Annotated in this window: 10 protein-coding genes; 3 read left to right on the forward strand and 7 right to left on the reverse strand. The window is 66.6% G+C overall.

The genetic code is table 11. From position 1 onward, the window contains the following. Positions 1 to 224 precede the first annotated feature (224 nt). A complete protein-coding gene (locus IBL25_RS06285) occupies positions 225 to 1,841 on the reverse strand; it encodes an ABC transporter substrate-binding protein (protein WP_187777705.1) in 1,617 nt (538 codons plus the stop codon). Between the two features lie 293 nt (positions 1,842 to 2,134). Here IBL25_RS06285 and ltnD point away from each other — a divergent pair, with 293 nt between their 5' ends. Next, on the forward strand, positions 2,135 to 3,043 hold the full coding sequence (ltnD, locus tag IBL25_RS06290) for an L-threonate dehydrogenase (protein WP_187777706.1): 909 nt from the start codon (positions 2,135 to 2,137) through the stop codon (positions 3,041 to 3,043). Positions 3,044 to 3,151: 108 nt separating this feature from the next. Here the strand turns inward: ltnD and ugpC are convergent, their stop codons facing one another. Genes ugpC through ugpB form a run of 4 tightly spaced genes read right to left on the reverse strand, consistent with a single transcriptional unit; the run spans position 3,152 to position 7,414 of the window. Then, a complete protein-coding gene (gene ugpC / locus IBL25_RS06295) occupies positions 3,152 to 4,204 on the reverse strand; it encodes a sn-glycerol-3-phosphate ABC transporter ATP-binding protein UgpC (protein WP_187777707.1) in 1,053 nt (350 codons plus the stop codon). After that, the gene (ugpE, locus tag IBL25_RS06300; RefSeq protein WP_456315858.1) at positions 4,204 to 5,085 is read right to left on the reverse strand and encodes a sn-glycerol-3-phosphate ABC transporter permease UgpE; all 882 of its coding nucleotides are present in this window, start codon (positions 5,083 to 5,085) and stop codon (positions 4,204 to 4,206) included. Before ugpE ends, ugpC begins: the two co-directional genes overlap by 1 nt. 43 nt (positions 5,086 to 5,128) lie before the next feature. Continuing rightward, positions 5,129 to 6,010, reverse strand: a complete 882-nt coding sequence (ugpA, locus tag IBL25_RS06305; protein WP_187777708.1) for a sn-glycerol-3-phosphate ABC transporter permease UgpA — start codon at positions 6,008 to 6,010, stop codon at positions 5,129 to 5,131. Positions 6,011 to 6,055: 45 nt separating this feature from the next. Then, positions 6,056 to 7,414, reverse strand: coding sequence for a sn-glycerol-3-phosphate ABC transporter substrate-binding protein UgpB (gene ugpB, locus IBL25_RS06310; RefSeq protein WP_187777709.1), 1,359 nt, complete (start codon positions 7,412 to 7,414; stop codon positions 6,056 to 6,058). A 528-nt stretch (positions 7,415 to 7,942) separates the two neighbouring features. Between ugpB and IBL25_RS06315 the strand changes: the two genes are divergently transcribed. Together IBL25_RS06315 and IBL25_RS06320 are read left to right on the forward strand one after the other, a co-directional pair. Continuing rightward, positions 7,943 to 9,553 (forward strand): ABC transporter substrate-binding protein, encoded by a 1,611-nt coding sequence (locus IBL25_RS06315; protein ID WP_187777710.1) that lies wholly within the window; start codon positions 7,943 to 7,945, stop codon positions 9,551 to 9,553. A gap of 433 nt (positions 9,554 to 9,986) precedes the next feature. After that, complete coding sequence (locus IBL25_RS06320) at positions 9,987 to 10,220, forward strand: response regulator (protein ID WP_275295956.1); 234 nt, start codon at positions 9,987 to 9,989, stop codon at positions 10,218 to 10,220. 24 nt (positions 10,221 to 10,244) lie between these two features. Here the strand turns inward: IBL25_RS06320 and IBL25_RS06325 are convergent, their stop codons facing one another. Continuing rightward, a complete protein-coding gene (locus IBL25_RS06325; RefSeq protein ID WP_187777712.1) occupies positions 10,245 to 11,243 on the reverse strand; it encodes an MBL fold metallo-hydrolase in 999 nt (332 codons plus the stop codon). A gap of 266 nt (positions 11,244 to 11,509) precedes the next feature. Continuing rightward, positions 11,510 to 12,487, reverse strand: coding sequence for a tripartite tricarboxylate transporter substrate-binding protein (locus IBL25_RS06330; protein ID WP_187777713.1), 978 nt, complete (start codon positions 12,485 to 12,487; stop codon positions 11,510 to 11,512). Between the last annotated feature and the right edge of the window lie 21 nt (positions 12,488 to 12,508).

The following is a 12,508-nucleotide window of genomic DNA, read 5'->3' on the forward strand; positions in this document are numbered from 1 at the left end:
CTCAGCAGCGGGAGGCGGTAAATATCCATCCCAAGCACCAGGGTCAACAGGGAAAGCGAAAGATTTTTCGGAGCGGCATCGCCTGCCCATGCTCCTACCTTCTGGCGCCGCTGAGGGTCCTGCCGTTCTTGTTGAGCTCGCGCTTCCTTTAGCAGTGCCAGCGCCCGTCTGGCCGCAGGCTGGGCGGGAGGCTCCGCCCCCCGCCTCGCAGCGCCAGCGATACCTTACCGGGCTGCCTTGCTGATACCCCAGAAGACAGGAACGGTGGTGGGCCGAATGCCACGCAGGTTGGAGCGGAAGGCCGCGCGGGTGCGGAACTGGCCGGCTGGCGCGTAGGGCACGCCCTGGTAGGCCTGCCGCTGAATGTCATCGACCAGCCTGCGGCGCTGCGCAGGGTCCTGCTCCTGGTACCAAGCGCGGCGCAGCTCCTCCAGCTTCTCGTCACAGGGCCAGCCAGCCAAGCCGCCCTGGCAGGGCGAGGCCAGGTAAAGGCTGGAGAGCGGGTCGCCGCCATCCAGCACATTGCCAACCGTCACGAAGAGGTTCCACCCGCCCTGCTCCACCGGCTCCCGCTTGTTGCGGCGGGCTGTCAGAGTGGCGAAGTCGGTCGTCACCACATCCACATTGATGCCGATCTTGCGGAAGGCTTCCGCCATCACCAACGTCGCCGCATGATTGGTATAGAGGTCGGCCGCGTCCAGGAAGACCACACGCCGGCCGTCATAACCGGCCTCCTTCAGCAGGGCCCGGGCGGCATCGGGGTTGGGGCGCTCCAGCCCTTCCGTACCAGCCTGGCTTTCCAGCGGCGTGCCGCAATAGAAGAAGGCGCCACACCGCTCCACCCGGTCTTCCGGCGGGATGCCGGCGGCATCCAGCACATCCGTCTGGCTGATGGCGCGCAGCAGCGCCTGGCGGGCTCGGGCATCATTGAAGGGAGGCTGCTGGTGGTTCATCCGCAGCCAGACCTGCGATCCGACCGGATCGATCGCCTCCAGCTGGACATTCGGCATGGTCTCCAGCACGGGCACAAGGTCGGACGGCGGCAGCTCCCAGTAGTCGATCTCACCGGAGGAAAGGGCGCCCATGGCGGTCGCAGGGTCCGGGATGGAGATCCACTCGATCCGGTCCACGCCCGCCACCTTGGCGCCGGCTAGGCCATCCGCGGCCTCCTCGCGCGGCTTGTAGTCGGGGTTGCGCAGGTAGATGGCGCGGTCGCCCACCCGCCACTGGTCCCGCCGGAAGATAAAGGGGCCGGAGCCGACGGCGCTGGTGATCTGCTCGGTCGCCGGGGTCTGGGCGACGGCTTCGGGCATCACGAACAGGGCGCTCGCCGTCGGGCGGGCCAAGGCCTGCTTCACCAGCGCGAAGGGGCGCGACAACTCGATGATGAAGGTCTGGTCATCCACCACTTCCATCTTCGCGGTCGCGGCAGCCAGGGCACGGCCCACCACGTCGCGCTGCGCCCAGCGGCGGATGGAAGCGACGGCATCGGCGGCGCGAACCGGAGCGCCGTCATGGAAGCGCAAGCCGGGCCGCAGCGTGAAGCGCCACTGCCGCCCATCACCCGAGACTTCCTCGCTGCCGATCATCTGCCGGCGCGGCTTGCCCTTGGAGTCAAGGGCATAGAGCTGGTCATAGACCAGGAAGCCATGGTTACGGGCGAAGGTGGCTGTCGAAGCAACCGGGTCGATCGTCGCCAGATCGTTCCGCAGCACCATCCGCAGCGTGGTTTCCGCCTGGGCGGGTGCCGTGGCAGCCAGGACCGGGAGCGCCAGCAAGGCGGCCGCGAGCTTGGACCGCAGGCCATGGCGGGCTGCTTGGCCCATCTGCCGCATGGACATGATTAGAATGTTCTCCCGTATCCGAGGGGCAAAAGATTACGTTGAACGGCGCCCTGAAGAACAATTTGCCATGCAACGCTGGCGGAGCAAGGCATCTCCCTGCATAGCTGCCTCCCTGTCGAGGTTACGGCCCGGCCATGCCTCTGTCGCGGCCGTCGCTCCGGCGGGCATCCAGCGTGCATGAAAGGAGGTGCGCCTCGCCTTCCCGCCATTCCCTTCAGGGACGGATCATCACATCCTGGCGCTCGCAGCTCGCTGCCAAGACCAGTCCAGCGTCCCGGGAGAACCATTTGATGAGTGACAACAGCTTCCATGTCTGCGTGGTCGGCCTGGGGTCCATGGGCATGGGGGCGGCCCGTTCCTGCCTCGCCGCCGGTCTCAAGACCTATGGCGCCGACCTCAACCCCGCTGCCCGCGACGCGCTGAAGGCGGCGGGTGCGGAAGCCGTGGCGGGCAGCGCGGCGGAATTCGCCGACAGGCTGGATGCCGTGCTGTTGCTGGTGGTGAATGCGGCGCAATGCCAGTCGGTGCTCTTCGGCGAGGGCGGGCTGGCCGCCAGGCTCCGCCCCGGCACGGGTGTCATGGTCTCCGCCACCATTTCCGCCGCCGACTCGCGCGCCATTGCCGCCGGCCTGGCGGAGCATGGCCTGCTGATGCTGGATGCCCCGGTCTCAGGCGGTGCGGCCAAGGCCGCCGAAGGGCAGATCACCGTCATGGCCGCTGGCCCACGCGCCGCCTTCGATAAGCTGCGGCCCGTCCTGGATGCGGTGGCTGGCAAGGTCTACGAGATCGGGGAGGAGATTGGGCTGGGTGCCACGGTCAAGATCATCCACCAGCTCCTGGCCGGCGTGCATATCGCCGCCGGAGCCGAAGCCATGGCCCTGGCCGCCCGCGCCGGCATTCCGCTGGACACCATGTATGATGTCGTGACCCACGCCGCCGGCAATAGCTGGATGTTCGAGAACCGCATGCGGCATGTGGTCGATGGCGACTACACGCCGCATTCCGCTGTGGATATCTTCGTCAAGGACCTGAGGCTGGTCACGGAGACGGCGCTCTCCCTGAACTTCCCGCTGCCTCTTGCCAGCACCGCCTATACGATGTTCGCCAATGCCAGCAATGCGGGCTTTGGGCGGGAGGACGACGCGGCGGTGATCAAGACCTTCGCGGGCATCACCCTGCCGGAGAAGAAAGGCAGCTAGCCCAGCACCACGGCTGAATCAAAGCGGGCCAGCCGCCCCCCGCGCCACGCGCGGGGGCTGCTGGCCCGCTTCGGCCTCCGGGCTTTACCGTCGCGCCCGACGGTGCCCTCAGATCCGCTTGCCGCTCTCCGCATCGAAGACATGGATCGGCTGCAGGAGCGAGACCGGCATGGTCCCCCCACTCACCGGCGCGGCGCCCTGAACGCGCACCGCCATGACTTCGCCGCTCGGCAGGGTACCATGCAGGACGGTCTCCGAACCCAGTGGCTCCACCAGCTCGATGGCCACGGGAAGTTCGCCGCCCAGCGTGACATGCTCCGGCCGGATGCCGATGATCAGCGCCCGCCCGGCAGGGCCAGGCCGGGGTTCATCGAAGCTGACGCTGCCGCCGGCCTCAAGGGTCGCGCCGTGGCCACCCTCGTTCAGCGTCGCCCGCAGGAGGTTCATCGAAGGGCTGCCGATGAAGGCCGCGACATAGGTATCGGCGGGCTTGGCGAAGATCTCCATAGGTGTGGCGATCTGCGCGGCACGGCCCTGGTTCATCACCACCAGCCGGTCACCCAGCGTCATGGCCTCCACCTGGTCATGCGTGACGAAGAGCGAGGTCACGCCGAGGCGGCGCTGCAGGCGGCGAATCTCGGCCCGCATCTGCACGCGCAGCTTGGCATCGAGATTCGACAGCGGCTCATCGAAGAGGAAGAGCTTGGGCTCCCGCACGATGGCGCGCCCCATGGCCACGCGCTGCCGCTGGCCGCCGGAAAGCTCCCGCGGGCGGCGGCTCAGCAGCGGGGTGATGCCTAGCAGCCCCGCCGATTCCTCCACGCGCTGCCGGATGGCCTCACGCGGCATGCGCCGGATCTTCAGGCCATAGGCCATGTTGTCGAAGACCGTCATGTGCGGATAGAGCGCGTAGTTCTGGAACACCATGGCGATGTCCCGGTCCGCCGGCTCCAGCTGCGTCACGTCCCGGTCGCCGATATGGACGGTGCCGCTGGTGGGTGTCTCCAGTCCTGCCGAGATCCGCAGGAGGGTGGACTTACCGCAACCAGAGGCACCGACAATGACCACCATCTCGCCTTCGGCAATATCGAGATCGATGCCGTGCAGCACGGTCGTGCTGCCGAAGGACTTGCGGATATCATTGAGCGTGAGGGTGGCCATTATTTCTCCGTCTCGGTCAGGCCCTTGACGAACCAGCGCTGCATCAGGACGACAACAACAACAGGGGGCAGCATCGCCAGGATGGCCGTGGCCATGATGGCATTCCATTCGTTCTGCGCGTCGCCGCGGCCGATCATCTTGGACAGGCCGACAACGATCGTCTCAAGCGAGGTGTCGGTGATGATCAGCAATGGCCAGAGGTACTGGTTCCAGCCATAGATGAACAGGATGACGAAGAGGGCCGCGATATTCGTGCGCGACAGCGGCAGGACCACGTCGCGGAAGAAGCGCAGCGGCCCGGCGCCGTCTATTTTCGCTGCTTCGACATATTCGTCGGGGATGGTCAGGAAGAACTGCCGGAACAGCAGGGTGGCCGTGGCGCTGGCGATCACGGGGATCACGAGCCCTGCCATGCTGTCGGTCAGATGCAGGTCCACCATGACCTGGAAGGTCGGAATGATCCGCACCTCGATGGGCAGCATCAAGGTGATGAAGATCATCCAGAAGAACAGCATGCGCCCGGGGAAGGCGAAGAACACCACCGCATAAGCGGAGATGATGGAGATGGCGATCTTGCCGACGGCAATGAGCGTCGCCATCAGCAGGGAGTTCCAGAGCATGGTGCCGGCCGGCACCGCGCGGGTATTACGGATACCCTCGCCGCCACGGGACCAGGCAGCCAGGTAGTTGTCGATGCCGTGGCTGCCGAACCAGAGCGGCACCTCGCCACGGCCGATGGTGCTGACGTCATGCGTCGAGCCAACCAGCGTGATCCAGATCGGCAGGGCGAAGACCAGGACGCCGAGCAGCAGGATACCATGGGCGAACCAGCGGCCGCGCCGCTGCCGGGCGCGGCTGGCCCGCAGGGCGGGGTCCATCATGGAGCCACCCTCCCCTGCCCATGCCGCGAATGCATCCGCGCCATCAGTAATGCACCTTGCGCTCGATGAAGCGGAACTGCACGGCGGTCATGGCGATCACGATCAGCATCAGGATGACGCTCTGCGCCGCCGAGGCGCCGAGATTGAGGTTTTCGACACCGTCAATATAGACCTTGTAGATGAGCGTCTCCGTCGCCTTGGCCGGACCGCCCTGGGTCAGGGCATGGATCACGCCGAAGGTGTCGAAGAAGGCGTAGACCAGGTTCACCGTCAGCAGGAAGAAGCTGGTGGGCGACAGCAGGGGGAAGATCACCGTCCAGAAGCGGCGCATCGGCCGCGCCCCATCGATGGCCGCTGCCTCCAGCACCGACTTCGGAATGGACTGCAGCCCGGCCAGGAAGAAGATGAAGTTGTAGGACACCTGCTTCCAGGCGCTGGCGATGATGACCAGCAGCATCGCCTGCCCGCCGTTGAGCCGGTAGTCCCAGGCGATCTGCGCGGCGTTCAGGGCACGCCCGATCAGCCCGATCTGCGGGTGGAAGAGGAACAGCCACAGCACCGCCGCGACCGCCGGAGCCACCGCATAGGGCCAGATCAGCAGCGTCTTGTAGAGGCCGCTGCCCCGGATGGCCTTATCCGCCTGCACCGCCAGCAGCAGGGCGACGGAGAGGGCCAGGATCGCGACGGAGAAGGCGAAGACGGCGGTGGTACCCGCCGCCGCCCGCCATGCCGGGTCCGCGATGACATCGGCGAAGTTCTCCAGCCCCACGAAATCGCGGCTGAGGCCGAAGGCGTCCTCGCGCAGCAGCGAGGACCAGATCGCCTGCCCCGCCGGCCAGAAGAAAAATAGGCCGGTGATGACAAGCTGCGGCAGCAAAAGCAGCAGCGGCAGCAGCTTGCCCCGGAAGATAACGTTCTTGCGCATACCCTCGCCTAGTCCATTCGCGCCTGTCCGATCCGCACGGCCGGGTCAGCCATTGCGGTTGGCGCGCTCGAAGTTGCGCAGCACGACATTGCCGCGGCGCGTGGCATTCTCGAGCAGTGTCTTCGCGTCCTGCTGGCCCTGGAAAGCCTTCTCCATTTCCTCCTGGATGATGTTCCGGATCTCGGCGAAGCCGCCCAGGCGGATACCGCGCGAATTCTCCGTCAGCGTGCCGCCGCCGCGCAGCATCTGCTCGATCGGAATATCGGCGCCGACATTCTCCTTGTAGAAGCCGCTGGCCTTGACGCGCTCGTAGCCCGAGCGGGTCAGCGGCAGGTAGCCGGTGTCGGTATGCCACTTAGCCGCCACGTCGGGCTTGGCCAGCCAGGCGAAGAATTCGGCGATGCCCTTCCATTCCGCATTGCTGCGGCCCGTGGAGGCGCCCTTGTTCATCGCCCAGAGCGAGGCACCGCCGATGATGGAATTGAGCGGCGCCTTCGGCACGTCATCATAATAGGGCAGCATGGCGGTGCCCCATTCGAAGCGCGCCTCCTTCTTGATGCGCGCGCGCGTGCCGGAGGAGGCGAAGGTCATGGCGCATTCCCCGGCCGGCAGCATGCCGTCGGCCGCGCTGTCGCGCCCGCCGTAGCGGAAGATGCCTTCCTTGTGCCAGTCGATCAGGTTCTGCATGTGCCGGACCATCAGCGGGTTGTTGATGGCCAGTTCGGTGTCCAGCCCGCCGAAGCCATTGCCCTTGGTGGCCAGCGGGATGTCATGGATGGCGCTAAACTGCTCCACCATCAGCCAGGTGGGCCAGGAGGTGGTCATCGGGTTGGCGATGCCGGCAGCCTTCAGCTTGCGGGCGGCTTCGGCCACGGCCGGCCAGGTCTTCGGGAACTGCTCCGGATCGAGCCCCGCCTTGCGGAACATGTCCTTGTTGTAGAAGGCGACGGAGGTCGAGCTGTTGAAGGGCATCGAGGCCATGCGGCCATCCGGCAGGCTGTAGTAGCCGCGCACGCCAGCCAGGACATCGTCGAAGTCGATCTTGACGCCGGCCTGCTGCAGCAACTCCCACACGGGCTTGGTGGCGCGGGTCGCCGCCATCATGGTGGCGGTGCCGACCTCGAACATCTGCACGATATGCGGTGCGTTATTGGCCCGGAAGGCGGCGATGGCCGCGACCATCGTCTCGCCATAGCCGCCGCGATAGGTGGCGTTGATGCGGTAGCGCTGTTGGCTGGCGTTGAAGTCGGCGGCAACCTGTTCCAACATGCCGCCCAGCGGCTGCGTGAGGCCGTGCCAGAACTGGATCTCGACCGGCGCCTGCTGGGCCACTGCCTGCCCGGCGCCTACAATGCCTGCAGTGGTGAGCGCGACCGCGCCCTTGGCCAGTGTGCGTCGCAACATGGCGGTGCTCCTTCCTTGGATGTGGCGATGCTCACTGTTTCGTGGCGGCCGCCGTTGCGCACACCCTACCGGGTCAGCACCCGCGCTTCAAAGGGGCCGTCGAAAAATTCGCCTCGGCCGGCATGGGAGGAGCTTTTGCCAGCTTTCGCGACATTGGCGCCGATGGGTTGGCACAACGGCCCTCCTATACGTTCACTGCCCCGGCGGCGGGGCTCGAGGGCCGTCATGCACCGGCAGCCTGATGGCGACCTGACTGCCCGCAACCCTTCATCGAGTCTGGTGGCCGACTGCGGTCCTCTGGCCCGGATCATCGTGGCTGAAGGGGCCTCCTTTGAGAGCAGTTGTGGCTAGCGGCCGAGCGGCCCGCGCGATGCCGGAACACGGCATCAGTCCCGCGGCACGGGGTCGTCGCGAGGTCATCTCAGCTGGCAGCCGCCTTCGCCCCCGGCCTGCGAGGTCTGGCATGTTGCTTGCGTGCCTCGGCGCTTGTGACAGGATATGACGCGGACTTCATTAGAGGCTGTCATCATGCGTATTCCCTTCCCCGGCCGGCGCGGCCTTGCACGGCTGGCCGTGGCCGCCGCCCTTGGCGCGACGCTGCCGGCCGCCACGGCGTCCGCCCAGGGGCAGGCTTCCAATCAGACCCTGCGAGTGGTGCTGATCAACGACCTGACGGCCATCGACCCAGTCCTGTCACAGGCCGCCTTCGTGCGGAACCACGGCTTCTTTGTTTACGACCAGCTCTTTGCCTTCGACAGTGAGGGGAAGGCGAAGCCGCAGATGGTGGATAGCTATACCGCCTCGCCCGACGGCATGCGCTACAGCTTCACCCTGCGCGAGGGGCTGGTCTTCCACGATGGGCAGCCGGTGCGCGCGGCGGATGCGGTGGCCTCTATCAGGCGCTGGGGGCAGCGGGACATCGTGGGCCGGGCGCTCACCGCCGCCACGGCCTCGATGGACGTGGTGGACGACAAGACCTTCACCATCACCCTCTCCCGCCCCTTCGCCCTAGTGGTCGAGGCGCTGGCCCGCCCCACCGGCAGCGCGCTCTTCGTGATGCCCGAGCGCATCGCCAAGACGCCGGCGAACGTGGCCATCACCGACCCGACCGGCTCGGGCCCCTTCACCTTCAGCACCAGCGACTGGCGCGCGGGTGACCGCGCCATCTACCGCCGCAACCCCACCTATCGCCCCCGGGCCGAGGCCGCGGATGGTCTGGCCGGCGGCAAGGTGGTGAAGCTGGAGACGGTGGAATGGCTGGCCATGCCGGACCCCGCCACCGCCGCCGCCGCCATGCAGAACGGCGAGATCGACTTCATCGAGCAGCCGAGCCCCGATGTGGTGCCGACGCTGGAGCGGAACCGCCAGGTGCGGACCATGGCCTACAACCCGGTGGGCTTCCAGGTCTGGCTGCGCCTCAACCACACCCAGCCGCCTTTCAACGACCCTCGTGCCCGGCAGGCGCTGCTCCATGTCATCAACCAGCAGGATGTGCTGGATGCCATGGGCGTTCGCCCCTCCGAGCAGATCCCCAACTGCCCGGCCTTCTTCTTCTGCGGCACGCCGCTGGAAAGCCGCTCGGGCGCCATCGGCCTCGGCAAGCCAGACCTGGACCGCGCACGCGCCCTGCTGAAGGAGGCGGGCTATAACGGCCAGAAAGTGGTTTTCCTGAATGCCACGGACAGCCCCCTGAACAATGCATCGACCCTCGTGATCGCCGATGCCATGCAGCAGGCCGGCCTGAACATGGATGTGCCCTCCATGGACTGGGGCACGCTGACGCAGCGCCGCAACCGGCGTGAGGCGCCGGAGGCCGGTGGCTGGAACCTGTTCGTCACCGTGGCGAATGTGCTGGACGGGCAGAACCCGCTGACCAACCAGTACCTCGCCAGCACGGGCGATGCCGCCCCGGCCGGCTGGCCGAAGGACGAGGAACTGGAGGCCCTGCGCCGCGCCTGGTGGGAGGAAAGCGACCCGGCGAAGCGGGATGCCATCCTGGGCCAGGTCCAGGCCCGCGCCTTCCAGGTGCTGCCCTATATCCCGGCCGCGCAGTTCCGCACCCTGGCTGCCTATCGCAGCAACGTGGAAGGGCTACGGCCCACCACCGTTCCGGTCTTCTGGGGCGTAGAAAAGAAGTAATCGATGGGCGGTGGAGGGGACGCTGCCGCGCCTTCTCCACCTCTCTGTCAGCACCATGCCGCCATGGCATCCGAAGGGCTCAGGCCTGGGCAGCGCCAGCAGCGTCTGCTCACCATGGCGTGAATGCAGCGCCTCTTTACCAAACCGGCCATTGCGGCTGGCTCCAGAACCGTGGCGCCCCGGTTCCGCACTGGCGCGGCGGCGTCGCTGACTGCCTTGGCACCTCGACCGATATTGACGCGCAGATAGCCGCCCACTCGGCACTGTCCCCCAGGAGGCGCTTGACACACGATTCGCCGCGCGTCGGAACGGGCAGCCGCCACGCCGCGCAAGGAGGCGCGCGAGCGCGCGGAGGTCGAGGAACGGCTGCGGCAGAAAGAAGCTGAACGCGATCGCCGCCCTCCCCTTCATCAGGCGGCAGCGGACCGTACTCCTGGTCGATGACAAGAATCTGGTGCACCACACCACGGCCACGCGCATCCGGGCACACGGCTACAGGGTCGTGGAGGCACGAAAAGGGCGGGCCGCAATGAGGCCTCTGGATGAGGTCCGCCCTGACCTGCTGGTTACCCATGTGGGCCTACCGGGCGGCATGAACGGCCGGCAGGTGGCCGAGGCGGTGCGCGGCCCCTACAGCCCTGCCGCGGCAGGCGCCGGGCCTGCGTAGCCCGGCGCCGCGCAGGGCTAGGCTTCAACCGGTCAGGTTCATCGGCTCGGCGGCCCATTCATAGGCATTGCCGTCCCTCACCACATGCCCCAGCCCCGGCCACGGAAAGTGGTAGGAGAGCACCAGGTGCTTGTCCGTCGCCAGGCGGTCCAGCATGCGGCTCCGCGTCTGAGCCGACTGCTTCGGGTCTGTGTCAAAGGAGAATTCCCACAGTGGCCGTTGCAGCAGCAGGATGTGGTGATGCGCCAGGTCGCCGGTATAGACCATGGTCTGGCCGGCGGAGGTGATGGCGTAGCAGTGGTGCCCCACCGTATGTCCGGGCGTCGAGAGGGCGGTGATGCCCGGCACCACCTCGGCTCCATCCCGCACCATCATCATGCGGTCGCGATAGGCGGAAAGGTTCTTCTTCGCACCATCGATAAAGGTCGTCATGAAGGCAGGACCACGCTTGTTGCCGTCGTCGGTCCAGTAGCGAAGGTCCGCCTCGCTGACGGCCACCTGCGCATTGGGGAAGTTGCGCTTGCCTTCGGCATTGACCAGCGCCCAGCAGTGATCGCTATGGGCATGGCTGAGGATCACGAGATCGATCTGCTCCGGCTCAATGCCGGAGGCCCGCATATTGGCCAGCAGGCGCCCCGTGGTCGGGCCGAACATCTTGCTGTCGTCGCCCATGCTGTCGCCCATGCCGGTATCGAACAGGATGAGCTGTTTCCCGGTGTTCAGGATCAGCGCGTTCTGCTCCAGCGTCGCGGCATCCGGCGGCAGGAAATTGTTTTGCAGCAACGACACGATCTCGTTCGGCGGCGATGCCGGGAAGGCGGGCTCCGGCTTGCCGAGCGGCAGACGGCCATCGGAGACGACCGTGGCCTCGTATTCGCCGAGGCGGAAGCGGTACCATGCCGGCGGCAGATCGTTCCGAAACGGGGCTGCCGCACGCGCGGAATGCAGGCCGTGCTGCAAGAGCGCGGCCCCCGTCAACAAGCCGGCGCCAGCCCGAAGCAAGACGCGTCGTTGGATCGTCATCTTTGTTCTTCCTCCCAGTTGTTTCTACTGCGCCCGGCTCCGCGCAGATCATCGCCTGGATGCCGGGCACCGACACGGATGCCGGCGCCGAAGCAGCTGGAACCATGTGTCTGGCCCGCGAAGCTGATGCTACTGAAGCCTGTGCTTCGCATCCAGTTCGGTCGCGATGCGCCACAGTGGCGGCGCCCCAACATCCCGTGATCTGGTTCCCGCAAGGAAAGAGGCGGCACAAGCGGCTTTCCCTGCGACAGCAGGCGGACTCCGGGTTACTCCGGCGTCACTCCGGCTTCGCGCGTCAACTGCTTCCAGCGCGGGATCTCTCGTGCCATCAGCGCGCGCAGCGGCTCGGGGCCGCGCTGCTCCGGAGGCGGGATCTGGATGGCCATGTCGCCGAAGCGGGATTTCACCGTGGCATTCTCAAGCACCGTGTTGATCGCCTCCGTCAAAGTCCGCGCGATCGGCTCCGGCGTGCCGCGCGGAACGAAGGCGGCATTCCATACGGCGATGTCGAAGCTCGGCAGACCAGCCTCCACCGAAGTCGGCACATCCGGCAACTGCGGCAACCTCTCGCCGACAGTGACCATGAGGGCGCGCAAGCTGCCTCCTTTTGCCTGAGGAATCACCGTGACTGCCTGATCCACGATGGCCTGCGTCACACCGTTCATGGTGTCCTGCAAGGCAGGGCCCGCCCCGCGATAGGGAACGAGGGTCGCCTTTGCATTCATGGCGCGGTCGAAAAGCAGCGCGCCGAGATAGGAAACCGAGCCGGTGCCCGCCGTCGCCAGGGTGAGCTTGCCCTCGTTACGGCCGATCCAGTCACGCAACTCGGCGAGGCTCTTCCCCATCCCTGGCCAGATCGCCAGGACCATGGGGTTGATGGCGAAAAGCCCGAGCGACGTGAAGCTTTCCACCGGGTCATAAGGCAGCTGCTTGTAGAAGGAAGGATTGGCCGCATGGGTGCCCATATGGCCGAGGCCGATGGTATAGCCATCCGGCGCGGCGCGGGCGGTGCGCTGTGTGCCGAGAATGCCACCCGCGCCGCCGATATTCTCCACCGGCACCGGCTGCCCCAGCACCGCCGACAGTTCCTGCGCCAGGATCCGTGCCATCACGTCGGTCGGCCCGCCGGCAGCGAAAGGCACCTGCATCGTGACCGGGCGGCTCGGGAATTTTCCCTCGGCGCGCGCTACCGCCGGAGCCGCCAGAGCCGCTGCCGTGGCCAGAATGCTTCTGCGTTGAATCATCCATTTCCTCCTGAAATCTTC

This window comes from Pseudoroseomonas ludipueritiae, assembly GCF_014490445.1.
GTDB classification, from domain to species: domain Bacteria; phylum Pseudomonadota; class Alphaproteobacteria; order Acetobacterales; family Acetobacteraceae; genus Pseudoroseomonas; species Pseudoroseomonas ludipueritiae.